We start from the raw sequence: 24,518 nt of genomic DNA, 5'->3' as shown, positions 1-24,518 counted from the left end.
CGAGCCTGCCTGGTCTTGATGCTGCTATCCCTGCTGCTGGCGCCCGCTTGGGGCCTCGGCGCCAAGCCGGGCCTGCTGCTGTGGATCACGCTGGACGTGACGCCCGCCGCGCGCAGCGCCCTGATCGAGCGGGAAGCGGCGGCCGCCGGCTTCACCGTCAAGGCGCTGGACTACCCGCTGCGCAGCACGGTGCTGGACGCCGCACAGGCGCGCGAGCTGGCGCAGGCGCTGAGCCAGGCCCAGCTGGTCTGGATCGATGCGCCCCATGCCAGTGTCGAGGCCAAGCTGCAAGCCATGCTGGGCGCGGCGCTGAAGCAGCAGGCCGCAGCAACCCCGGTCTGGATCACGGCCGGCGAGCCTGCGGCCGGCGAGCGCTCGCTGCGCGCCTATCTGCAGGCCGGCGGCGTCGCCAACACCCGTCACGCCTTCGCCCTGGTCAAGGCCCAGCTGGCCGGCCAGCCCGCCCCCGATATGCCGGCGCCGACCCTGCTGCCGCAGCGCGGCCTCTATCTGCCGGGCGCGCCTGGCCTGTTCGCGAGCGCCACCGACCTGGCACGCTGGGCCGAGGCCCAGGGCGACAAGCGTCCCGCCGTCGCGCTGCTGCTGCACCGCTACCATTTCGTGCAGGGCGCCACCGCCTGGGTCGACGACTGGCTGCGCCGCTTCGACCGCCAGGGCCTGCTGGCCTATGCCGTCTTCAGCTCGCATCTGGCGGGCGACTCTTTGGCCCCGTTGATGGAACTGCCGGGCGGCAAGCTGCACGCCTCGGTGATCGTCAACCACGCGCTGCTGCCCCAGGCCGGCGGCCTGCAGCCGCTGTTCGAGCGCTGGGGCGCGCCGCTGCTGCAGACCCTGCCCTACCGCGCCGGCGGCACGGCCGATTGGGAGGCCAGCGAGACCGGCCTCTCCATGAGCGATCTGCCCTTCTACTTCGCCCAGCCCGAGGGGGCCGGCGCGATCGACCCGCTGATGGTGGTCGCCCATGCGAACAAGGGCAGGGAACCGCAGCTGATCGCGCGCCAGGCCGAGGCCGTGATCGCCAAGGCCAAGCGCCTGATCGCGCTGCAGACCAAGCCCGCATCGGACAAGCGCCTGGTCGCCTTCGTCTACAACTACCCGCCGGGCGGCGACCATTTCGGCGCCAGTTTCCTGAACGTGCCGCGCAGCCTGGAGCGCGTCTCCATGGGCCTGCGCGAGGCCGGCTACGGCGTGCAGCCGCTGCCCGAGGCCGAGTGGATCACGCAGCTCAAGCCGCTGATCGCGGCCTACTATCCCAGCGCCGATCTGCAAGCCCTGCTGGCCCGCGACCAGGCCGCCGCGCTGCCGCTGGCCGACTACGAGGCCTGGTTCAAGACCTTGCCGGCGGCGCTGCAGCAGCGCATCAACGGACAGTGGGGCGAGCCGGCCCGCAGCCGCTATATCGTCAGCCATGAAGGCCGGCCGGTCTTCGTGATCCCGCGTCTGCAGCGCGGGGGCTTGAGCGTGCTGCCGCAGCCGCCGCGCGAGGAGACGCTGAAAAGGGGCCAGGACCCCTTCATGCACAAGAACAAGACCCCGATCTCGCACCACTACCTGGCCACTTATCTGTGGGCCCGCCAGGCCGATGCGCTGATCCACTTCGGCACCCACGGCACGCAGGAATGGGCGCCCGGCAAGCTGCGCGCGCTGGACATCCATGACGAGGCCCTGCTGCCGTTGGGCGATGTGCCGGTGATCTACCCCTATATCGTCGACAACCTCGGCGAGGGCCTGACGGCCAAGCGCCGCGGCCGCGCGCTGATGGTCAGCCACCGCACGCCCAGCTTCGCGCCGGCCGGCTTCAATGCCCGCATGGCCCATATGCACGAGCTGATGCACGAGTGGGAGACGGTGGACGCCGGGCCTACGCGGCAGGCGCTGGAACGCCAGATGGTCAGCGCCTTCGTCGAGCACCAGCTGCACCGCGACCTGGGCTGGAGCGCCCAGCAGATCGCCGCCGATTTCAGCGGCTTCCTGGAGCTGCTGCATCCCTGGCTGGACCGGCTGGCGCAAAGCTCCCAGCCCAAGGGCCTGGCGGTGTTCGGCCAGCTGCCGGACGAGAACGCCCGCCGCACGACGATTCTGCAGATGCTGCGCCAGCCGCTGATCGAGGCGCTGGGCGAGGACATCGACGAGGCCTTTCTGATCAATCACGAGGGCGTGGCGACATCGCGCCCGGCGCGCTGGCTCCATGTCGCGCTGAAGGACGCGCAGGCCGCCAGCATTCTTGATTTGAGACCGCCGGAACCCGAGGGCTATGTCCCGAACCGCGCCGCGCGCAAACCCATCGACACGCCGGCCTTGCTGCAGCTCGCCGAGCGTGCCCAGGAGCTGGAGCGCCGCCTGGCCACCGAGGGCGAGATGCCCGGCCTGCTGGCCGCGCTGCGGGGTCGCTTCCTGCCTGCGGCCTATGGCGGCGATCCGCTGCGCAATCCCGACAGCCTGCCCACCGGCCGCAACCTGACCGGACTGGACCCGAGCCGGCTGCCGACCAAGCAAGCCTACGAGGTGGCACGGCGCCTGTTCGAGAGCTGGTATGCCGAGCAGCTCAAGACCGGCAAGCCGCCGCAGCGGCTGGCGCTGAGTCTCTGGGCCGGCGAGACCTTGCGCCACCAGGGCCTGATGGAATCGCAGGCCTTGGCCGCTCTCGGCGTGCAGCCGATCTGGGACGACAGTGGCCGGCCCACCGGCGTCAGGCTGCTGCCGCTGGCCGAACTGAAGGGCAGACCACGGGTCGACGTGCTCTTGAGCATCACCGGCTCCTACCGCGACCAGTTCCCGGCGCTGATGCATCTGCTGGACCAGGCCGTCGCGGCCGCTGCCGCCGCCGAGCCCGGCAATATCGTCGCGCGCAACACCGCCAGCGTGGCCGCCGAGCTGCGCCGCCAGGGCCTGAGCAAGACCGAGGCCCAGGCCCTGGCCCAGGCGCGGGTGTTCGGCAACAACACCGGCGATTACGGCACCGGCATCTCGGAAGCGGCCCAGGACAATGGTCTGAAGGCCGACGACGCAAGGCTGGGCCAGCTCTTTCTGCAGCGCATGAGCCAGCCCTATGTCAACGGCGAGCCGCTGCGCCTGAGCCGGCCGGCCGTCGCAGCCCAGGCCCTGGGTGCACACCTGAAGCAGACCGATGCGGCCCTGATGTCGCGCAGCTCGCATCTGTACGCGATGCTCAGCTCGGACGACCCTTTTCAGTACCTCGGCGGCCTGTCCGCCGCCGCCAAGGCGGCCGGTCGCAAGCAAGGCTTGAGCCTGCATGTCAGCCAGCTGCAGGACGCCAACGAGCTGCATACCGAGAGTGCGGCCAGCAGCCTGGCGATGGAAATGCAGTCGCGCTATCTGCATCCCGGCTGGCTGAAGGCTCAGCAGGCCGAGGGCTGGGCCGGCACCTTGCAGGTGCTCAAGGCCGTGCAATACACCTTTGGCTGGCAGGCCATCGCACCGGGCACCGTGCGGCCCGACCATTGGCAAAGCCTGTACGACACCCTGGTGCGCGACAAGCAGCAGCTCGGCCTGCCCGAGTGGCTGAAGCAGAACAAGCAGGCTTATGCGCAGGCGCTGGAACGGATGATCCAGGCCCAGCGCCTGGGCTACTGGAAGCCCGATGCCGCGACCCGCGAGCAGCTGGCCGCCAGCTACCAGAGCCTGAGCCGCGAGGCCCCTCTGCACCAGGAGCTGGCGGCGGTGCGACAGTGGGCTGCCGACCAGCTGCACACGCCGGTTCTGCAGGCAGCAGCCCAGGTCGCCGCGCCGCCCGCTGCGCCGGCCGCAGCGGCAGCGCCGCCCCCCAGCACGCGCGGCCTGCTGCTGGAACAACAACAGCCGCAGCAAGACCTGGCCCCGCCCCGGCTGCAGAACCAGCTCTCGCAGGCGCTGGCCTGGATCGCGATGGCCCTGCTGATGAGTCTGGGCGCGGTCTGGCAGGCGCGCCGTCGCCCTACGGTCTTCTCGAGCAGCATCTGATGATGAATAGAACAGCAATCGCCCTTGTCTCGATGCTGGCCCCGGTGGCCTATGCCCAGCAAGCGACCCAGCAGCTCGACAGCGTCCAGGTCCACGGCCGCGCCGCGCTGGGCGCCGCCGACAGCGCTTCCGAGGGCGAGGTCAAGGCCGAGCGCCTGGCGCAGCGCCCGCTGCTGCGGCCGGCCGAGCTGCTGGAGGCCATGCCCGGCATGATCGTCACCCAGCACAGCGGCGACGGCAAGGCCAACCAGTACTTCCTGCGCGGCTTCAATCTGGACCATGGCAGCGACTTCGCGACCACGGTAATGGGCATGCCGGCCAATATGGCCAGCCATGCCCATGGCCAGGGCTATATGGATCTGAACTTTCTGATCCCCGAGCTGGTGTCCAGCCTGCAGTACCGCAAGGGCAGCTACGCGGCCGAGGACGGCGACTTCGTCACCACCGGCTCGGCCCGCATCGCCTACACACGCCAGATCGATGCGCCTTTCGTCGAGCTCACCGCCGGCCCGGACGACTATCGCCGCGGCCTGGTGGCCGGCAGCACCAAGCTGGGCGACAGCGGCTGGCAGCTGCTGGGTGCGCTGGAGAGCAGCCGCTACGACGGCCCCTGGGAACAGCCCGAGGCGCTGCGGCGCGGCAACGGCGTGCTGCGCCTCTCTAAGGGTGATGCCGACAACGGCATCGCGATCAGCGCACTGAGCTATAGCGCACGCTGGCACGCCAGCGAGCATGTGCCCGAGCGCGCGATCCGTAGCGGCGAGGTCGGTCGCTATGGCACTTTGCTGAGGAACGATGGCGGCATCACGCACCGCCACAGCCTCTCGGTCGAATGGGCGCGCAGCGAGCAAGCCCAGGACTGGCGCGCCAGCGCCTATGTGATAGATAACGCCTTGAACCTGTTCTCCGGCGCCTCGGGCTACATCAAGGGCCCCGACGGCGACCAGCACGAGCAGGCCGATCACCGCCGCATCTACGGCGGCCAGCTGCGCCACGGCTTCGCGATCCCGTCACTCGGCACCGACGCCAGCTGGGGCCTGCAATGGCGCCAGGACCGCATCTCCGAGCTGGGGCTTTACGACACGGTGGACCGCCAGCGCACGCACACGGTACGCGCCGACCAGGTCGAGCAAAACGCCGTCGGCCTGTTCGCCGAGGCGCGCACCCAGATCAACAGCTGGCTGCGCGGCAGCGCCGGCCTGCGCTGGGACCGGCTCTCGACCGAGAACCGCGCCATCGCCGGCGAGTTCAATCTCGACAACGGCGGCAGGGCCAGCAAGAAGCGCTGGAGCCCGAAGCTGGGCCTGGTGGCCCGCGTCGCGGCCGATACCGAGCTCTATGCCCAATGGGGCCGCGGTTTCCGCTCCAACGATGTACGCGGCGCCACCAGCGCGCTCAACCCCAACGACGGCAGCCCGCAGGACCTGCTGCCGCTGCTGGCGCGCACGCAAAGCCATGAGCTGGGCTTGCGCGTGCGCCCCGCCAAGGGCTGGAACAGCAGCCTGGTGCTGTGGCAGGCCAGGCTGGATTCGGAGCTGGTCTTTGTCGGCGACGAGGGTGTGACCGAGGCGCGCGGGGCCTCCAGGCGCAGCGGCCTGGAATGGTCCAATGATTTCGCGCCGACGAGCTGGCTGCTGATCGACGCCGATATGGCCTGGTCGCGGGCCCGTTTCGTGCACGCCGAGAACGGCGGCCGCCATGTGCCCAATGCGATCCCGGTGAATGCCTCGCTGTCGGCGACGGTGGTCCCGGCCGGCCCCTGGTTCGGCGGCCTGAAACTGCGCTATCTGGGCTCTTACGCGCTCGAGGAAACCGGCACCGAGAAATCGGCCACCAACTGGACCGCCAATCTGAAGCTGGGCTACCGCCTCAGCACCAGGACCCAGATCAGCCTCGATGTGCTGAACCTGTTCGACCGCCGCGCCAACGACATCGAATACTGGGGCGGCGCCTGCACCAGGGCCGAAGGCCCCGGCTGCGGCGGTGGCGAGGGCATCGATGGCCGACTGGTGCATCCGATGGAAGCGCGTACGCTGAGAGTCTCGCTGCGCAGCAGCTTCTGAGCACAGCCATGGACGCCCAGCACCGCTTCGACGAGGCCCAGCGCGACGCCATCTATCGCGTGATCGCGCTGCGCCGCGACACCCGGCATTTCAAGCCGGGCCAGCTGCTGCCGGAAGATCAGCTGCAGCGCCTGCTGCAGGCCATGCACCAGGCGCCCTCGGTCGGGCTGATGCAGCCCTGGCGGGTGCTGCGCATCCGCGATGCGGTGCTGCGCGCGCAGATCATCACCGTGGTCGAGGCCGAGCGCCAGGCCACGGCCGCGGCGCTGGGCGAGCGCAGCGACGAGTTTCTGAGACTCAAGGTCGAGGGCTTGCGCGAATGCGCCGAGCTGCTGGCCATCGTGCTGCCGCCGGATGACGGCACCGTCTTCGGCCGGCGCAGCATGCCACGCGAGATGGCGCTGTGCTCGGTCGGCGGCGCGGTGCAGAACCTCTGGCTGGCCGCCCGTGCCGAGAACCTGGGCCTGGGCTGGGTCTCGATGTTCGAGCCGCGCCAGCTGGCCGCGCTCCTGCGTCTGCCCGAGGGTGCGCAGCCGCTGGGCCTGCTGTGCCTGGGACCGGTCGACGGCTTCTACGAGGCACCGATGCTTGAGCTCGAGGGCTGGCGCCGGCGCCGGCCGCTGGACGAGTTGTTGATGAACGATTTTTGGAGTGCCCAAGATGGAAATTGAGAAGCCCCCGGTCGACCGCGAACGCATCATTCCCACGGCCGAGCGCCGCGGCCTGATCCTGGTCCACACCGGCCCCGGCAAGGGCAAGAGCACGGCCGCCTTCGGCCTGGCGCTGCGCGCCCATGGCCGCGGCAAGACGGTCAAGATCTACCAGTTCATGAAGGTGCCCAGCGCCCGCTTCGGCGAGCACCGGGTGTTCGAACAATTGGGCGTGCCCATCATCGGCCTGGGCGACGGCTTCTCGTGGAAGAGCAAGGACCTGGACCACAGCGCCGAGCTGGCCCGTCATGGCTGGGCGCAGGCCGAGGCGACGATACGCGCCGGCGAGACCTTTCTGGTCGTGCTCGACGAGATCATGTATCCGCTGCGCTATGGCTGGGTCGCGCTGGAGCCGGTGCTGCAGGCCTTGCGCGAGCGCCCCGCCCATGTGCATGTGGTGCTGACCGGGCGCGGCGCGCCGCAGGAGCTGATAGACCTGGCCGACACGGTCACCGAGATGGCCATGGTCAAGCATCACTTCAAGGCCGGCGTGCCGGCCCAGCGCGGTATCGAGGATTGATGACCGCGCTGCTGCTGCCGCTGGCCATGGGGGTCGCCTTGCTGGTGGACCGCCTGCTGGGCGAGCCACCGGCCTGGGCACATCCCGTGGTGGGCATCGGCCGCTATCTCAATGCCTTCGGCGCACGCTTGGCCGCGATGCCACCGGCCCGGGCCTTCACCGGCGGCGCGCTGGTCTGGCTGCTGGGCGCGCTGCTCGTCGCGGCGCTGGCGCTGGGGCTGGAGATCGCGCTGATGCAGGGGCTGCAGCCCTGGACCTCCTGGCCGGCCCTGCTGGGTGGCGCGCTGGTGCTGGGCCTGCTGCTGAAGCCGCTGCTGGCCTGGGCCATGCTGGTCGACGAGGTGCTGGCGGTGGAGCGCGCGCTGGGCGAATCGCTGCAGGCCGGGCGGGCCCAGCTGGCGCGCCTGGTCAGCCGCGACACCGCCGCGCTCGATGCGGCCGAGGTGCGCGAGGCCGCCATCGAGACCCTGGCCGAGAACCTCAACGACTCGGTCGTCGCGCCGCTGTTCTGGTTCGTGATCGCCGGCCTGCCCGGCGCTGCGGTCTACCGCTTTGCCAACACCGCCGATGCGATGTGGGGCTATCGCGATCATCGCGAATGGTCGGGCAAGTGGGCCGCGCGGGCCGACGATGTGCTGAGCTGGATACCGGCCCGCCTCACCGCCTGGGCCATCACCGGGATCAACCCGATGCTGCAGATGCGCTTGCTCACCGAGGCACGGCGCACGCCCTCGCCCAATAGCGGCTGGCCGATGGCGGCGATGGCGCTGCGCTTGAATCTGCGCCTGGCCAAGCCGGGCGTCTACAGCCTCAACGACGCTGGCGCCGCGCCGCAGGGCGCCGATCTGCGGCGCGCCGCCGGCCTGGCACGGCGCGCGATGCTGGGCTGTGCGCTCCTGCTTGCCTTCGCGGCCCTGAGCCTGAGGCTGCCGACATGACCCACGGTGGCAGTGACAGCGGCCCGACCCTGCTGCACGACTTCTCGACCAATGCGAACCCGCTGCCGGCACCGGCATCGCTGAGCGCGGCCTTGCAAGCTGCCGACCGGTGCCGCTACCCGGACCCGCACTACCTGGCGCTGCGCGAGCAGCTGGGGCTCGCCCATGGCGTACCGTCCGGGCGCATCCTGCCGGCCTCCGGCGGCGCCGAGGCGATACGCCGGCTGAGCCTGGCCGCGCTGCTGCAGGGGCTGCGCGAGGTCTGGGTGCCCTCGCCCGGCTTCGGCGACTATGCGGCGGCGGCCCAGGCACTGGGCCTGCGCGTGCGGCCCTATGCGGATGTCACGCAGTTGCTGAAAGATCTGGGTAGCGAGGCCATGGTCTGGATCTGCGAGCCCTGCAACCCGACAGGCGAGAGCCTGGCCAGCGCGCAGATCGCGGCCGTCGCCGCGCGCGCGGCGCTGACCGTGCTGGACCGCGCCTATGAACCGCTGCGCCTGGCCGGCATGGTGCCGGCGCTGCCATCGAACTGCTGGGCCTTGCACTGTCCCAACAAGGCCCTGGGCCACACCGGCGTGCGCGCCGCCTACCTGATTGCGCCCGACGAAGGCGCCCTGACGCAAAGCATGAGGCAGCTGGCGGCCAGCTGGGTGCTGTCGGCCGAGGGCCAGGTCTTGCTGATGCAGCTGCACCGGCCCGAGATCCAGGCCTGGCTGGCCGAATCGCGCGCCCAGCTGCGGCGCTGGAGCGTGCAGCAGCGCGAGATGCTGGCGCGCTTGAGCTGGCAGCAGCGCGAGAGCTGCACGCCCTTCTGGCTGGCCCGGCCGGCCGCGCCGCTGGACCACGAGGCCCTGCGCGCCCATGGCATCAAGCTGCGCGACGCCAGCTCCTTCGGCCTGCCGGGCTGGGTGCGCGTCGCGACCCTGCCGCCACAATCGCAGCTGGCATTGAAGAAAGTGATCACGCAATGACGGCCAAGGCTGTGATGGTTCTGGGCACGACCAGTGGCGCCGGCAAGAGCTGGCTGGCCACCGCGCTGTGCCGCTGGTATGCCCGCCAGGGGCTCAAGGTCGCGCCCTACAAGGCGCAGAACATGAGCAATAACGCCCGTGTGGTCCCCGGCTTGAATGGGGCCATGGGCGAGATCGGCAGCGCCCAGTACTTCCAGGCCCTGGCCGCGCGCCGCACGCCCGAGGTGCGGATGAACCCGGTGCTGCTGAAGCCCGAGGCCGATACCCGCAGCCAGGTGGTGCTGATGGGCGAGGTCAGCGCCGAGCTGGGCGCGATGCCCTGGCGCGGCCGCAGCGAGAAGATCTGGCCCACCGCACGAGCAGCGCTGCACGAATTGCTGGCCGAGAACGATGTGCTCGTGATCGAGGGCGCCGGCTCGCCGGCCGAGATCAATCTGCATGCCAGCGACTATGTGAATATGCGCACCGCGCTGGAGGCCAAGGCCGCCTGCCTGCTGGTCACCGACATCGACCGCGGCGGCGCCTTTGCCCATCTCTACGGCACCCACCAGCTGCTGCCCGCACACGAGCGCGCACTGATCAAGGGCTTTGTGCTGAACCGCTTCCGCGGCGACGCTACTCTGCTGGCGCCGGGGCCCGAGCAGCTGCAGGCGCTGACCGGCGTGCCCACCGTCGCGGTGCTGCCGATGTGGCGCGGCCATGGGCTGCCGGAAGAGGACGGCGTGTTCGACGACGCGCCCTCGGGCTCGGGTCTGAAGATTGCCGTCGTCGCCTATCCGCGCCTGTCCAACCTCGACGAGTTCCAGCCCCTGCGCAGCCTGCCCGGCGTGCGCCTGGTCTGGGCCCGAACGCCGGCCGAGCTGGACGGCGCCGACTGGATCATCCTGCCGGGATCGAAGGCCGTGGCCGCCGATCTGGCCTGGCTGCGCGCCCAGCAGCTCGATGCCCCCATCGCCCGCCATGCCGCAGCCGGCAAGCCGCTGCTGGGCATCTGCGGCGGCCTGCAGATGCTGGGCGAGGCCTTGATCGATCCGCACGGCCTGGACGGCAATGCGCCGGGCCTGGGCCTGCTGCCGCTGGTCACCCGCTTCGAGCGCGAGAAGCTGCTGCGCCCGGCCGAACTGCGCTTCGAGGCCGGCCTGGACGGCTGCTGGCAGGCCCTGGCCGGCATCCAGGCCAGCGGCTACGAGATCCACCACGGCCGCACGGCCCAGCATCCCTCGCTGCCCGCCGCACATGTGGCCGTCAGCAGCGACACCGGCGAGGCCATAGGCTGGCAGCAGGGCTCGGTGCTGGGCTGCTATGCCCACGGCCTGTTCGAGCAGCCGGCCGTGATGGCCGCGCTGTTCGGCCAGAACCTGCCGACCCTGGACAGCGTGTTCGAGGGCCTGGCCGACTACATCGATGAACATTTCCAGGCAGGCACCTTGATGGGCCTGATCAAGCCATGATTCCCCACATCCCCTCCCTGCAAGACCCCGAGCTGGCCCTGGCCCTGCAGCGCCGCATCGACGCCAAGACCAAGCCGCTGGGCGCCCTGGGCCGGCTGGAGACGCTGATGCTGCGCCTCGGCCTGATCCTGGGCAGCGAGACACCGCAATTGCGCGAGCCGCAGCTGATGGTGTTCGCCGGCGACCACGGCCTGGCGGCGCGCGGCGTGTCGGCCTACCCCAGCGATGTGAGCTGGCAGATGGTCGAGAACTTCCTGGCCGGCGGTGCGGCGGTCAGCGTGCTGGCGCGCCAGCACGGCCTGGCCCTGAGCGTGGTGGATGCCGGCGTGGCTCACGACTTCGCACCGCGCGAGGGCCTGATCATCGCCAAGATCGCGCCGGGCACGGCCGATGCGCTGCAGGGGCCGGCGATGAGCGCCGACCAGTGCGCCACCGCGATTGCCGCCGGCAAGAACCTGTTGCACAAGCAGCCGGGCAATGTGCTGCTGCTGGGCGAGATGGGCATAGGCAATACCTCGGCGGCGGCCCTGCTGCTGGCGCGGCTGCAAGGCCTGCCGATTGCCGACTGCACCGGCCGGGGGACAGGTCTTGACGATGCGCAGCTTCAGCACAAGACCGACATCCTGCGCCAGGTGCTGCAGCGCCATGGCGAGGCGGCCACGCCGCTGGCGGCGCTGGCGGCCTTCGGCGGTTTCGAGATCGCGATGATGGTGGGCGCGGTGCTGCAGGCGGCGCTGGAGCGGCGCGTGATCGTCGTCGACGGCTTCATCTGTGGCGCGGCGGTGCTGGTGGCGGCGAAACTGCAGCCGGCGGTGCTGGAGCGTTGCGTGTTCGCCCACGCCTCCCAGGAGGCCGGCCATCGGCTGATGCTCGAAGCGCTGGGCGCCGAGCCGCTGATCGATCTGGGCCTGCGCCTGGGCGAGGGCTCGGGCGCGGCGCTGGCCTGGCCGCTGCTGGAGTCCGCCTGCCGCATCCTGGCCGAGATGGCCAGCTTCGCATCGGCCGGCGTCAGCCAGAAGTCCTGAGCAGCAGGCGCTGCAGGTCGGCGCGGAAGCGCTGCAGCTGCAGCGGCTTGGTCCAGTAGTCCTCGGCTCCGGCCGCGAGCGCCCGCGCCACCTCCTCGGGCATCGCATTGGCCGACAGCGCGACCACGCGCAGCCCGGCACAGGCCGGGTCGGCACGCAGCCGGCGCAGCAGCTCGATGCCATCCATGTCCGGCAGGCGCATGTCCAGCAGCAGCAGGTCCGGTCGCAGCTCGGCCGCCAGCCGCAGGCCCTGGGCACCATCCTCGGCCATATGCAGGGACAGGCCCGGCCAGTCGGCCAGCATCTGCTGTACCAGCAGGCGGTTCACCGCCATGTCCTCGATATAGAGCAGCCGTCCCCTCGGCAGGGCGGCGGGCGCGGCCTCCGGGTTCGGGTCTTGCGGCAAGGCCGCCTGGCGAGCCAGCGGCAGGCGCAGATGGGCCACCGTCCCCTCGCCCTGCCGGCTCTCCAGCCTCAGCTGCGCCCCCATCAGGCCCAGCAGATAGCGGGTCAGCACCAGGCCGATGCCGGTGCCCTCGATCGCCTCGCGTTCCCGGCCCAGGCGGTTGAAGGGCTCGTAGAGATGAGCCAGCTGCTGCGCGCTCATGCCGATGCCGGTGTCGGCGATGTGCAGCGCCAGATGGTCGGCATGACGCTCGGCGGTGATGCTCAGCGTGCCACCCGGGCGGTTGTACTTGACCGCATTGCTGAGCAGGTTGACCAGGGCCTGGCGCAGCCGCACCGGATCGGCCTCCAGCAAGGGCAGCGCCGGGCCGGCGAGGTCCCGCTGCAACCGGATCCGCTGGGCGGCAATCTGCGGCGCCAGCAGTTCCAGCGACTCGTCGAGCAGCGGCTCGAGCGCCAGCGCCTGGGTCTGCAGCTGCAGCTGTCCGGCCTCGATGCGAGCCACATCCAGCACATCATTGATCAGGTCCAGCAGATGCCAGCCGGCCTGGGCGATGGCCTCGACCTGGGCGCGCTGGCGCTCGCGCAGCGCCGGCTCGGACGCGGTCAGCAGCAGCTGGGCGAAGCCCAGCACCGCGTTCAGCGGCGTGCGCAGCTCATGGCTCATGCGGGACAGGAATTCGGTCTTGGCCAGATTGGCCGCCGCCGCCGCCGCGGTTTCGGCGCGCGCGGCCTCGGCATCGCGCAGCAGACGTTGTCGCTCGGTAATGTCGCGGTAGATGAAAAGCATGCAGTCTTCGCCGTGCTGCCGGAGCAGACGCACCGACATCAGCCCGTCCAGCAGCCGGCCGTCGCGATGACGTACCTGCATTTCCATCGAGTCGACCAGCCCCTCGCGGCGAAAGGTCTCGATCAGCAAGGCTCGCTGCTGCGGCTCGGCCCAGACGCCCAGCTCGGTGCTGGTGCGTCCGAGCACCTCGTCGCGCGCATAGCCCGTCATCTGGACAAAGGCCTCGTTGACATCGAGATAGAGCCCGTCGGCGATGCGGGTGATGCCCATGGCATCGGGCGTGGTCTGGTAGATCTGCTGGAAGCGCTCATGCGACTCCAGCAGCGCGGCCTGCTGGCGCCGCAGCACATCGATGTCCAGATGACTGCCCACCATCAGCAGCGGCTCGCCCTGCTGTCCGCGCCGCACCACCCGGCCGCGCGACAGCAGCCAGCGCCATTCGCCGTCGGCGTCGCGCATCCGGTATTCGCTGACATAGGTGCCGGCCGGGCTGCGTGCGGCGGCCAGCGCGGTCGACACCGCGCGCTCGACGTCCTCGGGATGCAGCATCGCCCGCCATTGCGTGACCGTGGCCTCGAAGGCGCCGGGCTGATAACCCAGCTGGCGATAGAAGCGCTCGCTGAGCACCATCAGCTGTGCATCGATCTGCCACTCCCATTGCGCCGCGCCGCTGGCTTCCAAGGCCAGCTCCAGCTGGGCCTGGCTCAGCTCGCGCTCATGCAGGGCCTGGCGCAGCGCCAGCATCGTGCGCCGGTGGGCCAGCACCAGGTCCAGCAGCAGGCCCAGGCCCAGGCTGCCCAGCACAAAGGCCAGGCTCAGCGCCGGGCCGACGCTGCGCGCCAGCCGCGCCCCCAGATCGCCCGGCAACAGCTGTGCCATCGCCAGGCCCATCGCGGCCACGGCCAGGCCCAGGCTCATCAGCCACACAGGGCGCACCCAGCGCCGGCGATGGCCGGCCCACCAGGCGTTCCACCAGCGCGCCCACAGCCAGCCCAGCAGCACGGCCATGGCCATGCCGGCCGCACCCAGCCAGCCCAGCGGCTGTGTCATCAGCAGACGGAAGCCCGCGCTGAGAACCAGGGCCAGCAACGCGCTGGGCAGGGGCAGGTAGGCGCCGGCCAGAGCCAGCATCACCCCGCGGGCATCGGTCTTCAGCCCGCCCTCCAAGGTCAGCGGGGCCAGCTGGGCCAGCACGCCGGCCAGGCCGAAGGCCAGGCCCAGGGCCAGTTCCCGCCAGCCCCAGCGCCGCCCGTCCGGCTGCCGGGCCGGCGCCAGCAGTGCATAGGCCAGCACCAGCAGGCTCAGCAGGCCCAGATTGGTGCCGAGCTCGCGCAACAGATCGCCATGCTCATGAATCGCAGTCATCGCTGGATTGCCCTACTTTTCTGCTGCCCAAGCCACCCGGCCATGCTCATAATCTCCTGAACGCCGACTCTCAAAAGGCCATCCATGACGGACCTGGTATTTGCGGACGAAACGCCGGGCGCGCCCCAAGCCAGCCGCTCGCTGGACCCCTGGGTGGTGATGATTGTCGACGACGACCCCGCCGTCCATGAAGTCACCCAGCTGGTGATGGCCGATTTCGAGTTCGGCGGTCGACGCCTGCAGTTCCTCGATGCCTATAGCGGCGTCGAGGCGCGCGAGCTGCTGGCCCATCGCCAGGACATCGCGCTGATACTGCTCGACGTCGTGATGGAGAGCGAGCATGCCGGGCTGGATCTGGCCCGCCATATCCGCGAGGTGCAGCAGAACCACCATGTGCGCATCGTCTTGCGCACCGGCCAGCCGGGCCAGGCGCCCGAAGAGCATGTCATCAAGACTTATGACATCAATGACTACAAGGAAAAGACCGAGCTGACCAAGCGCAAGCTGATCACCGTCTTCTATTCGGCGCTGCGCAGCTACCGCGACATCATGATCATCGAGGCCTCGCGCCAGGCGCTGCGCCGCTCCATCGATGCGATCACCAAGGTCTACGACTCGCAGAACCTGCGCCGCTTCGCCTCGGCGGTGCTGGAGCAGGTCTCCCATCTGCTGGGCCTGGACGCCCAGGGCTTCAGCGCCAGCCGGGTGTCGGCCTATGCTGCCTCGCATGTCGAGGGCCGGCTCAAGGTGCTGGCGGCCACGGCCGAGTACTCACGCCTGCTGGTCGAGGAGGAGCTGGAAACCCTGCCCGCCGAGGTGCGCGAAGCGCTGAACCGGGCGCTGAGCTCGCAGCAAAGCCATTTCGACGACTACCACTTCGTCGGCTACTACCGCAGCAGCACCGGCAACGAGAGCCTGCTCTATATGGTGTTTTCCGAGCCGGTCGACGAGACGGCTCGCGAGCTGCTGGAGATCTTCTGCGCCAATGTCGCGATCACCTACGAGACCCTGCTGCTGCGCGAGGAGATCCAGGAAACCCAGCGCTCCACCGTCTTCATCCTGGGCGAGGCGGTCGAGAAGCGCTCCAAGGAAACCGGCTCGCATGTGCGCCGCGTCGCCGAGCTGTCGGCGCTGCTGGGCGATGCGGTGGGCCTGGCCGCTTCGGATGTGGAGTTTCTGCGCCAGGCCGCGCCGCTGCACGATGTCGGCAAGATCGGCATCCCGGACCGGGTGCTGAACAAGCCGGGCAAGCTCGACGAGGAGGAGTGGGAGGTCATGAAGACCCATGCCCGCATCGGCTACGAGCTGCTCAGCAAGAGCGACAAGCGCATCCTGCAGCTGGGCGCGACCATCGCCCACGAGCACCATGAGCGCTGGGACGGCCTGGGCTATCCACGCGGCCTGGCCGGCGAGCAGATCCATATCGTCGGCCGTATCGTCGCGCTGGCCGATGTGATGGACGCGCTGGTCAGCACCCGCTGCTACAAGCAGCGCTGGCCATTCGAGCAGGCCATCGACTATCTGCGCGCCGAGTCCGGCCGCCAGTTCGACCCCAAGCTGGTGAGCCTGCTGCTGGAGCGCCTGCCCGAGCTGCGCGACATCTACGAGCGTTACCCCGATGCCTGAAACGCCACTCTTCAACGAGATCGAGAAGCGCCGGCTGGCCGAGGCCGCGCTGCGCTCGATCACCTTGTCGACCTCGCGCGTGCAGGGCGAGGCCTTCTTCCGCGTGCTGGTCAAGGACCTGGCCGCCGCGCTGGACGTGGCCTATGTGATTGCCGGCCGGCTGATCCCCTTCGAGGGTGGCGAGGGCATCCAGACCCTGGCCGTCTGGGGCGGTGCCGACTGGCTGCCGAATATGAGCTACTCGCTGAAGGGCACGCCCTGCAGCAATGTGGCCGACCAGAGCATGTGCTTCTACCCCTGCGGGGTGCAGCAGGCCTATCCGGACGACCATCTGCTCGGCGAGATGGGCGCGCAAAGCTATGTGGGCATGCCCATGGTGGGCACGACGGGCGCCAGCCTGGGCATTCTGGTGGCGCTGGACAAACGTGAGATCGATGCCGACAAGCATCTGCTGGCCCTGTCCCTGCTGTCGATCTTTGCGGCCCGCGGCGCCGCCGAGCTGCAGCACCAGGACCGCGAAGCCGAGCTGGAAGGCCTGGTGCTGGCGCGCACCGAGGAGCTGCGCCATGCCACGGCCACGCTGGTGGAGCGCGAGAAGCTGGCCGCGCTGGGCGGCCTCGTGGCGGGGGTCGCGCACGAGGTCAACACGCCGATCGGCATCGCGGTGACGGCGGCCTCGGGCATGGAGGAGTTCGCGCGCGAGATGCTGGCCATGCTGGCCGGCGACAAGGTCAGCCGCAGCGAGCTGCAGGGCCTGGCGCGGCGCGTCGAAAGCGCGGCCGGCCTGGTGTGCAGCAATCTGGCCCGGGCCGCCACCCTGGTGGGCAATTTCAAGACCCTGGCGGTGGACCAGAGCAGCGAGCTGGCCCTGCCGCTGGACCTGGTCGACTATCTGCGCGCCATCATCCGCACCCATCAGCCGGTGCTGCGCAAGGCCCAGGTCGAGGTGCTGCTGGACGCGCCGGAACGGCTGCCGGTGCGCATGGCCGGCGGCATGCTGTCGCAAATCATCTCCAACCTACTGCTCAATGCCATCACCCATGCCTTCGAGGGCCGGTCCGAGCGCCGCATCGCGGTCGGGCTGCGCCAGCACGGCGAGGACTGGATTGAGCTGCGCCTGCGCGACAACGGCAACGGCGTGCCCGACGAGATCCGGCCGCGCCTGTTCGAGCCCTTCTTCAGCACCAAGCGCGGCGACGGCGGCTCGGGCCTGGGCCTGCACATCGTGCAGACCCTCAGCCAGCGCCTGGGCGGCTCGGTGCAGCTGGATACGGAACCCGGAGCGGGCCTGGGCTTTGTGATCAGGCTGCCGCGCAACAGCGTCTGAGCCCGGCCTCAGGCGTCCTTGGCCGGCACATTGCCCAGAATCATCGCCCGGCCGGCGAAGATGCCACCGACCGCCTCCAGCTCGAAGCGCTCGGTATCGCGCCGGCGCACCTCGGTCATCACCTCGTCGGCCTCGTCCGGCGTCGCGCCGCTGGCCAGCGCCGCCTCGCGGCCCAGCGCCATGGCCGACTCGAAGGTCTCGCGGATCTGGTAATCGACATCGGCCTTCAGCAGCTCGTGCGCATGCTCGCGGTCATAGGCCCGTACCAGCAGCTTGGCCTGGGCGCAGCTCATGCGCGCCTGCTCGACGATGCGGTTGACCGCGGCCTTGTCATTGATGCAGACCAGAATCACCCGCGCATGGTGGGCGCCGGCCGCATGCAGCACGTCGGCGCGGTCGCCGTCGCCGTAATAGACCTTGAAGCCGAACTCGGCGGCATCCCGTATCACCTCGGTGTCGTTGTCGATGATGGTGATCTGGGCACCGCGTGCCAGCACCGCCTGGCTGGCCACCTGGCCGAAGCGGCCGAAGCCGATGATCAGCACGCTGGCGGCCAGGTTCTCGGGCCGCTCGATGCCCTCCATCGAGGGCTTGATCTTGGGCGTCAGGCGGCGCAGCGCCAGCACGGTCAGCGGGGTCAGCGCCATCGACAGCACGACGATGGCCGTCATGTTCGCATTGACCTCGGCGTCGATGACACCGGCCGCCAGCGCCGCCGCATAGAGCACGAAGGCGAACTCGCCGCCCTGGGCCATCAGCACCGCGCGGTCGATCGCATCGGCGTGCGAGGCCCGCGCCAGGCGCGCCACCGCATAGATGCACAGGGTCTTGACCACCATCATCGCCAGCACGCCGGCGATGATCAGCTGCCAGTTCTGAGCCACCGCCGCCAGGTCCAGCGCCATGCCGACGCCGATGAAGAACAGCCCCAGCAGCAGACCGCGGAAGGGCTCGATATCGGCCTCCAGCTGATGGCGAAAGCTCGACTCCGACAGCAGCACCCCGGCCAGGAAGGCGCCCAGCGCCATCGACAGGCCGCCGAGCTGCATCAGCAGGGCCGCGCCCAGCACCACCAGCAGGGCCGCGGCCGTCATCACCTCGCGCGCCTTGGCGCGCGCCAGCACCCGGAACAGCGGGTTCAGCAGCCACAGGCCGACGGCCACCAGCGCCGCCAGCGCCCCCAGGCCCAGCAGCACCGCGCCCCAGCGCGAGCCGGCCGCCGCCGGCGCAGCGGCCGAGGCCGGTGCGATAAAGGCCACCAGGGCCAGCAGGGGCACGATCAGCAGGTCCTCGAACAGCAGGATGGCGACGATCTTCTGCCCGCGCGGCGCGGCGCTGTCACCGCGCTCGCCGAGCAGCTGCATCACGATGGCGGTCGAGGTCAGCACAAAGCCCATCGCGCTGACGAAGGACACGTCCAGCGGGAAACCAAAGGCCAGGCCGACCCCGGTCAGCAAGGCGCCGCAGACCACCACCTGCAGGCTGCCCAGGCCAAAGATGGCGCGGCGCAGGGCCCACAGATGCGAGGGCCGCATCTCCAGGCCGATGACGAACAGAAACATCACGACGCCCAGCTCGGCGATGTGCAGAATCGTCTGCGCATCGCTGAACAGGCCCAGGCCGAAGGGCCCGATGACCAGGCCGGCCGCCAGATAGCCCAGCACCGAACCCAGACCCAATCGCTTGAACAGCGGCACCGCCACCACCGCCGCCCCCAGCAGGGTCACGACCTTGATCAGGTCCCCTGCACTTCCCTCTGCCGCCATCTCTTCCCTTTCGCACGTCAAACCGTTCACGCCGGATCAGCGTGCGCATTCTCCCTGCAGTCGCGATGGCGGGATCTCAGTGCTTCGTCAGGCGCAAGCTCAGCAGCAAGGCCTGGATGTCGTCAAGCCGGGTCGCATCGCTGGTCTGAGCCAGCAGGGTCAGCCGGATCGGACCCATCGGCGTCACGCGCAGCTCCGGCAGGTGCAGGCCGATGAAATAGCGCTTCGAGTCTTGCTGCCGCCAGCGCACCAGCCGTGCCGGCCGGCCGTCCACCAGCACCGGCTTCTCCTCGTAGCCGCTGACGCCGTCGCGGTTCAGCAGGGGATCGCTGTACAGGCCAAGGTCGTAGTCGATCAGCAAGCCGTCGCCATGCAGCCGGCCTGCTTTCGAGTCGATGCCGCCCGCCTGCTGCGCCACGGTCGCCGGCAGCTGCAGCGAGAAACCGCCCAGATCGCGGCGCGGCAGCGGCTCAGCGGCGGCCAGGGTGACGCCCCACAGCAGCGACAGGCAACTCAGCCAGCGGGCCAGCCACATCAGGCCTGGCCCAGGCCGCGCCCGCGTGTCGCGCCGACCAGCAGCACACCGCCCAACAGCAGCATGGCCCAGCTGGCGGGCTCGGGCACCGGCGCGGTAGCCAGCACGGCGATCGGCTGGATCGTGATGAACTTGCCCTGCGCATCGCTTTGCACCAGGGCGCTGCCCAGGATGGTGGTGATCTGGGCGGCGGTCAGCGCAAAGCTGGTCGACAGCGTCGGGTTCATCAGATTGCTGCCATTGTTCGGCAGCACATGACCCAGCCCCAGGTTGTGGGCCAGTTCATGAGCGAGCAGATTGCCGCCGAGGCTCGCATGGGCCGCCCAGCTGGAGTCGAGCGCCATCAGGTTGCCGGGCGTGTCCGCGCAGCCCACGATATTGCTGCCCGGATCGCCGCACCAGCGCACCTTGTCGACAAAGAACATATTGACGACGGGCGCATCGAGGTTGACGGCCAGCCCGGCCATCTTGTTCCACTCGGCAAAGCTGTCGATCGAGGTCAGGCTGGCATCGATGATGCTTGTCTGGCTGTTGAAACGAATGTCTATCTTGTTGGCAGCCGCAAAACCGGCCTGCGAGAAGATCGCATCCAGCTTGGCCTCGTTGGTCGTCACATAACCGTCGGCGGCCCAGCTGGCGGCATGCGCCACAGCGAGTGCGGCGGCGGCCAGACGGAGGCTTGATTTGAGAATGGGCGGCTTCATAGGGTTCTCCGGCATGAGGATGCAGATGGACAGGGCTTGATCACGGCCGCCACCTTAGCCAAGAGCCCGGCCGGCATCAATCCCGAGAAACGAAGCCGCTGCGACTCGCCAGGCGCCCCGACGATAATCGGCCGGCCTCCCGCTCTCGCCCGCGCATGCGCCTCGTCCTCCACGAACTCCGTCTGTTCTTCATTGCCCTGCAATTCTTCACCCGGGTGCCGATTCCGCGCTGGGTGGGGTTCGAGCCGCTGTGGCTGCAGCATTGCGCGCGCCATTTCCCGCTGGTAGGCCTCCTGGTCGGTACTTTCAGCGCGCTGGTGCTGTGGGCCGCGCTATGGCTGTGGCCGGCCGGCGTGGCGGTGGGCCTGGCGATGGCGGCCGGCGTCTGGCTGACCGGCGGCTTCCACGAGGACGGCTGGGCCGATACCTGCGACGGCCTGGGCGGCGCGGTCAGCCGCGACAAGGCCTTGCTGATCATGAAGGACTCGCGCATCGGCAGCTATGGCGCGCTGGGGCTGATCCTGATGCTGGGGCTGAAGGCGGCCGTGCTGCTTGCTCTCGTGGAGCAGGACTGGCTGCTGGCGATGACGGCCCTGGTCTGGGCCCACTGTGCCTCGCGGGCCGCGCCGGTCTGGCTGATACGCGCCCTGCCCTATGCCGGCGATGAGGATCATGCCAAGGCCAAGCCGCTGGCCACCCAGGCCAGCATCGCGACGCTGCTCACCGCCTTGCTCTGGGTGCTGCTGCTGAGCCTGGGGATCGCCTGGCAACAGCCGCCGTGGCTGTCGCAGCTGGGCCTGGCCGTGCTGGCGGCCGCCGTCGCGACCCGGGCGATGCAGGCCTGGCTGAACCGACGCCTGGGCGGCTATACCGGCGACAACCTGGGCGCGACCCAGCAGGTGGTGGAGCTGGCCGCGCTGCTGGCCTGGCTGGCCCATGTCTGAAGACCAGAGCGTCTGGGCCTGGCGCCATCCGCGGCCCGAGGGGGCGGCCGGGCGCTGCATCGGCGCCGGCACCGATCTGCCAGTGCATTGGCGCCGCGCCAAGCGCCTGGCCCGCCGCATCCAGGCCACGGCCCGGCGCGAGCGCCTGCCGCATTGCATCCACAGCTCGCCGCTGCGGCGCTGCCGCGAGGTCGGCGCCTGGCTGCGGCGCTGGGGCTGGACCCATCGGATCGATGCAGCGCTGCTGGAACTGGACTTCGGCCGCTGGGAGGGCCAGCCCTGGCAGGCCATCGGCCGGGCCCAGGTCGATGCCTGGTGTGCGGACTTCGGCGCCCATGCGCCGGGCGGTGGCGAGGCGCTGAATGCACTGCTGGCCAGGGCCGGCGCGTGGCCGGCGCGGAAACCGGTGCTGGTGGTCAGCCACGGCGGCTGGATGCTGGCCAGGCGCTGGGTGTCGGAGGGCAGGCCGCCGCCGGCATCGGCCGCCGATTGGCCGGCCGCGCCGCGCTACGGCGAGCTCTGGCGGCTTGTCTGATCAGGCGGCCTGGGCCGTCAGCCGCAGATACTTCTGCATCAGGGTCTCGCGGCTTTCGACATGGGCCGGGTTGACCGGGATGCAGGCCACCGGGCACAGCGCCACGCACTGCGGCTCCTCATGATGGCCGACGCATTCGGTGCATTTGTCAGGGGCGATCTGGTAGAACTCCTCGCCCATCGAGATCGCCTGATTGGGGCACTCGGGCTCGCAGACATCGCAGTTGATGCATTCGTCCGTGATCATCAGCGCCATAAAACTACCACTCAACCTTTCTTGATGCGCTCTTCCAAACGCGCGCGCGCCGAGGGTGACACGAATTTGGAAACATCACCGCCCAAGGTGGCAATCTCGCGCACAAAGGTGCTGGAGATGAACTGGTAATGATCCGAGGGGGTCAGGAAGACGGTCTCGACATCGGGCATCAGCTGGCGGTTCATGCCGGCCATCTGGAATTCGTACTCGAAGTCGCTGACGGCGCGCAGGCCGCGCACCACCACCTTGCCGCCGTTCTCGATGACGAAGTCGCGCAGCAGGCCGCGGAAGGGGATCACCTCGATATTCGGGTACTTGGACGACAGCTCCTGGGCCATCGCCAGGCGCTCCTCGATCGTGAACATCGTGCGCTTGTGATGGCCGGCCGCCACCGCGATGATCAGCCGCTCGAACAAGCGGCTGGCACGGCGGATCAGATCCTCATGACCCAGCGTCATCGGATCGAAGGTGCCGGGATAGACGGCGGTGAGAACAGTCACAGAGGTCAAACGGCGCTCCTGGTTAGACGCCCGGATTATCCCCGCGCCGCAGCAACTGGTAGTGAACAGCCCCGGCCCGGCCCGATTTCCAGACTTCGAGCCCCAGTTCGGGTGGCGCCGCAATCGGTTCTGGCGCTTCCAGATAGATGAGGCCGCCGGACACCAGCAGCGGCGTGGCGGCGTGCAGGGCCGGTAGGAACAGTGCCTGGCCGAATGGCGGGTCGAGCAGCACCAGCTCGAAACGGGCCGGCGCAGAGCGGGCCATCCAGCCCAGGGCATCGGTGCACTCGACGCGCAGTTGCTCGGCCTTCAGCCGCAGGGCGCTGGCCTTCAGGCTGCGCGCCAGCTCGGCGTCGCGCTCCAGCAGCAGCACCTCGTCGGCACCGCGCGATGCCGCCTCGAAGCCCAGCGCGCCGCTGCCGGCAAAGGCATCGAGCACCCGCCAGCCGTCGAGATCCTGGCCCAGCCAGTTGAACAGGGTTTCGCGCACTCGGTCGGAGGTCGGGCGCAATCCCGGCTTGGTGGCCACTGGAAGCTTCGATCGCTTCCACTGGCCGCCAATGATGCGAACCTCACTCATTGACGAACAGGAATCCCACGCGCCGCCATCAAGGCCTTGGCCTCGCCGACCGTGTGCTGACCATAGTGAAAGATGCTGGCGGCCAGCACCGCATCGGCGCCGCCCTGCTGCACACCATCGGCCAGATCGTCGAGCGAGCCGACACCGCCGGAAGCGATCACCGGCACATTGATCGCGTCGCTGACGGCGCGGGTCAGCGCCAAGTCGAAGCCGCTCTTCGTGCCGTCACGGTCCATGCTGGTCAAGAGGATCTCGCCGGCGCCATGCTCGGCCATCTGCCTGGCCCAGCTCACGACATCCAGGCCGGTGTTCTTGCGGCCGCCGTGGCTGTAGACATCCCAGCCCTGGCCACGTGAATCACCATCAGCGCGACGCTTGGCATCGATCGCGACGACGATGCACTGGGCGCCGTACTTGTCGGACGCATCGCGGATGACTTGCGGGTTGGCGATCGCGGCCGAGTTGAAGCTGACCTTGTCGGCCCCGGCGTTCAGCAGGCGCCGCACATCGGCCACCTCGCGCACGCCGCCGCCCACGGTCAGCGGGATGAAGACCTGGCTGGCGACGGCCTCGATGATGTGCAGGATCAGGTCGCGGCCATCGCTGGTCGCGGTGATGTCCAGAAAGGTCAGCTCGTCGGCGCCCTGCTCGTTGTAGCGGGCGGCGATCTCGACCGGATCACCGGCGTCGCGCAGCTCCAGGAAGTTGATGCCCTTGACGACGCGACCGCCGGTCACGTCCAGGCAGGGGATGATGCGCTTGGCCAGCATCGCCCGCTCAGCCCCGGCTCAGCTCGTCGGCGCGCACCTGGGCGGCGGCCAGGTCGAGCGCGCCGGTGTAGATGGCGCGGCCGCAGATCACGCCCTCGACGCCCTCGTCCTCGACCGCGCACAGCGCCTCGATATCGGCCATATTCGACAGGCCGCCGGAAGCGATCACCGGGATGGTCAGCGCCCGCGCCAGCTTGACGGTGGCCTCGATATTGATGCCGGTCAGCATGCCGTCGCGGCCGATATCGGTGTAGATCACCCCCTCGATACCGTAGTCCTGGAACTTCTTGGCCAGATCGATCACCTCGTGGCCGGTCAGCTTGCTCCAGCCGTCGGTCGCGACCTTGCCGTCCTTGGCATCGAGGCCGACGATGATGTGGCCGCCGAAGGCGGTGGCCGCGTCCTGCAGAAAGCCGGGGTTCTTGACCGCGGCCGTGCCGATGATGATGTAGCTCAGGCCGTCGTCGAGATAGCGCTCGATGGTGTCGAGGTCGCGGATACCGCCCCCCAGCTGCACCGGGATCTCGCTGCCGACCTCGCGCAGGATGGCCTTGATGGCCGGTTCGTTGACCGGTTTGCCGGCGAAGGCGCCGTTGAGGTCCACCAGATGCAGGCGGCGCGCGCCGGCGTCCACCCATCTTCGGGCCATCGCGGCGGGGTCCTCGCCAAAGGTGGTGGAGACATTCATGTCGCCTTGTTCAAGGCGAACACACTTGCCGTCTTTCAGGTCAATCGCAGGGATCAGCAGCATGGCCGA

The 24,518-nt window shown here is 69.4% G+C and carries 21 protein-coding genes; 12 read left to right on the top strand and 9 right to left on the bottom strand.

The features are described from left to right. Positions 1-18 precede the first annotated feature (18 nt). From cobN to cobT, 8 genes are read left to right on the top strand one after another with little or no spacing between them, the layout of a single operon-like run. On the top strand, positions 19-3,981 hold the full coding sequence (cobN, locus tag ABGI63_RS08125; protein ID WP_349741969.1) for a cobaltochelatase subunit CobN: 3,963 nt from the start codon (positions 19-21) through the stop codon (positions 3,979-3,981). A gap of 2 nt (positions 3,982-3,983) precedes the next feature. Further along, entirely contained in the window at positions 3,984-6,044 is a 2,061-nt protein-coding gene (locus ABGI63_RS08120) for a TonB-dependent receptor (RefSeq protein WP_349741968.1), read from the top strand. Between the two features lie 8 nt (positions 6,045-6,052). Further along, positions 6,053-6,715 carry a 5,6-dimethylbenzimidazole synthase gene (bluB, locus tag ABGI63_RS08115; protein ID WP_349741967.1) on the top strand — a complete coding sequence of 221 codons (663 nt, stop codon included), beginning with the start codon at positions 6,053-6,055 and terminating at the stop codon, positions 6,713-6,715. Beyond that, complete coding sequence (cobO, locus tag ABGI63_RS08110) at positions 6,705-7,274, top strand: cob(I)yrinic acid a,c-diamide adenosyltransferase (protein WP_349741966.1); 570 nt, start codon at positions 6,705-6,707, stop codon at positions 7,272-7,274. Before bluB ends, cobO begins: the two co-directional genes overlap by 11 nt. Next, entirely contained in the window at positions 7,274-8,212 is a 939-nt protein-coding gene (gene cbiB, locus ABGI63_RS08105; RefSeq protein ID WP_349741965.1) for an adenosylcobinamide-phosphate synthase CbiB, read from the top strand. Before cobO ends, cbiB begins: the two co-directional genes overlap by 1 nt. Further along, on the top strand, positions 8,209-9,183 hold the full coding sequence (locus tag ABGI63_RS08100) for an aminotransferase class I/II-fold pyridoxal phosphate-dependent enzyme (RefSeq protein WP_349741964.1): 975 nt from the start codon (positions 8,209-8,211) through the stop codon (positions 9,181-9,183). The genes cbiB and ABGI63_RS08100 overlap by 4 nt, the downstream gene beginning before the upstream one ends. Continuing rightward, positions 9,180-10,634, top strand: coding sequence for a cobyric acid synthase (locus ABGI63_RS08095; protein ID WP_349741963.1), 1,455 nt, complete (start codon positions 9,180-9,182; stop codon positions 10,632-10,634). Before ABGI63_RS08100 ends, ABGI63_RS08095 begins: the two co-directional genes overlap by 4 nt. Next, complete coding sequence (cobT, locus tag ABGI63_RS08090) at positions 10,631-11,659, top strand: nicotinate-nucleotide--dimethylbenzimidazole phosphoribosyltransferase (RefSeq protein ID WP_349741962.1); 1,029 nt, start codon at positions 10,631-10,633, stop codon at positions 11,657-11,659. Before ABGI63_RS08095 ends, cobT begins: the two co-directional genes overlap by 4 nt. On the opposite strand, the gene ABGI63_RS08085 is transcribed toward cobT, so the two are convergent. Continuing rightward, positions 11,643-14,219 carry a hybrid sensor histidine kinase/response regulator gene (locus ABGI63_RS08085; protein ID WP_349741961.1) on the bottom strand — a complete coding sequence of 859 codons (2,577 nt, stop codon included), beginning with the start codon at positions 14,217-14,219 and terminating at the stop codon, positions 11,643-11,645. The genes cobT and ABGI63_RS08085 overlap by 17 nt on opposite strands. Before the next feature lie 84 nt (positions 14,220-14,303). On the opposite strand from ABGI63_RS08085, the gene ABGI63_RS08080 reads away from it, so the two are divergent. Both ABGI63_RS08080 and ABGI63_RS08075 read left to right on the top strand, forming a co-directional pair. Beyond that, entirely contained in the window at positions 14,304-15,845 is a 1,542-nt protein-coding gene (locus ABGI63_RS08080; RefSeq protein ID WP_349741960.1) for a DUF3369 domain-containing protein, read from the top strand. Beyond that, positions 15,838-17,172 carry a sensor histidine kinase gene (locus tag ABGI63_RS08075; protein WP_349741959.1) on the top strand — a complete coding sequence of 445 codons (1,335 nt, stop codon included), beginning with the start codon at positions 15,838-15,840 and terminating at the stop codon, positions 17,170-17,172. Before ABGI63_RS08080 ends, ABGI63_RS08075 begins: the two co-directional genes overlap by 8 nt. An 8-nt stretch (positions 17,173-17,180) precedes the next feature. Here the strand turns inward: ABGI63_RS08075 and ABGI63_RS08070 are convergent, their stop codons facing one another. The 3 genes from ABGI63_RS08070 to ABGI63_RS08060 all read right to left on the bottom strand — a co-directional run bounded on the left by ABGI63_RS08070 (position 17,181) and on the right by ABGI63_RS08060 (position 20,177). Beyond that, positions 17,181-18,938 carry a monovalent cation:proton antiporter-2 (CPA2) family protein gene (locus ABGI63_RS08070; protein ID WP_349741958.1) on the bottom strand — a complete coding sequence of 586 codons (1,758 nt, stop codon included), beginning with the start codon at positions 18,936-18,938 and terminating at the stop codon, positions 17,181-17,183. A 76-nt stretch (positions 18,939-19,014) separates the two neighbouring features. Beyond that, positions 19,015-19,473 (bottom strand): hypothetical protein, encoded by a 459-nt coding sequence (locus ABGI63_RS08065; protein ID WP_349741957.1) that lies wholly within the window; start codon positions 19,471-19,473, stop codon positions 19,015-19,017. After that, a complete protein-coding gene (locus ABGI63_RS08060) occupies positions 19,473-20,177 on the bottom strand; it encodes a PEP-CTERM sorting domain-containing protein (RefSeq protein WP_349741956.1) in 705 nt (234 codons plus the stop codon). Before ABGI63_RS08060 ends, ABGI63_RS08065 begins: the two co-directional genes overlap by 1 nt. A gap of 155 nt (positions 20,178-20,332) precedes the next feature. Here ABGI63_RS08060 and ABGI63_RS08055 point away from each other — a divergent pair, with 155 nt between their 5' ends. Both ABGI63_RS08055 and ABGI63_RS08050 read left to right on the top strand, forming a co-directional pair. Continuing rightward, a complete protein-coding gene (locus ABGI63_RS08055) occupies positions 20,333-21,121 on the top strand; it encodes an adenosylcobinamide-GDP ribazoletransferase (RefSeq protein ID WP_349741955.1) in 789 nt (262 codons plus the stop codon). Then, positions 21,114-21,656, top strand: a complete 543-nt coding sequence (locus ABGI63_RS08050) for a histidine phosphatase family protein (protein WP_349741954.1) — start codon at positions 21,114-21,116, stop codon at positions 21,654-21,656. Before ABGI63_RS08055 ends, ABGI63_RS08050 begins: the two co-directional genes overlap by 8 nt. On the opposite strand, the gene ABGI63_RS08045 is transcribed toward ABGI63_RS08050, so the two are convergent. The 5 genes from ABGI63_RS08045 to hisA are packed head-to-tail and all read right to left on the bottom strand — an operon-like array spanning position 21,657 to position 24,512. Then, entirely contained in the window at positions 21,657-21,911 is a 255-nt protein-coding gene (locus ABGI63_RS08045) for a YfhL family 4Fe-4S dicluster ferredoxin (protein WP_349741953.1), read from the bottom strand. An 11-nt stretch (positions 21,912-21,922) separates the two neighbouring features. Next, complete coding sequence (coaD, locus tag ABGI63_RS08040) at positions 21,923-22,420, bottom strand: pantetheine-phosphate adenylyltransferase (RefSeq protein ID WP_349741952.1); 498 nt, start codon at positions 22,418-22,420, stop codon at positions 21,923-21,925. A gap of 13 nt (positions 22,421-22,433) precedes the next feature. Next, positions 22,434-22,991, bottom strand: coding sequence for a 16S rRNA (guanine(966)-N(2))-methyltransferase RsmD (gene rsmD, locus ABGI63_RS08035; RefSeq protein WP_349741951.1), 558 nt, complete (start codon positions 22,989-22,991; stop codon positions 22,434-22,436). After that, positions 22,988-23,761 carry an imidazole glycerol phosphate synthase subunit HisF gene (gene hisF, locus ABGI63_RS08030; protein WP_262970151.1) on the bottom strand — a complete coding sequence of 258 codons (774 nt, stop codon included), beginning with the start codon at positions 23,759-23,761 and terminating at the stop codon, positions 22,988-22,990. The genes rsmD and hisF overlap by 4 nt, the downstream gene beginning before the upstream one ends. Before the next feature lie 7 nt (positions 23,762-23,768). Then, a complete protein-coding gene (gene hisA, locus ABGI63_RS08025; RefSeq protein WP_137943716.1) occupies positions 23,769-24,512 on the bottom strand; it encodes a 1-(5-phosphoribosyl)-5-[(5-phosphoribosylamino)methylideneamino]imidazole-4-carboxamide isomerase in 744 nt (247 codons plus the stop codon). Between the last annotated feature and the right edge of the window lie 6 nt (positions 24,513-24,518).

Source organism: Roseateles cavernae, from assembly GCF_040187885.1.
GTDB classification, from domain to species: Bacteria; Pseudomonadota; Gammaproteobacteria; order Burkholderiales; family Burkholderiaceae_C; genus Roseateles_E; species Roseateles_E cavernae.
This window is presented reverse-complemented; position numbering and strand designations above follow the sequence as displayed.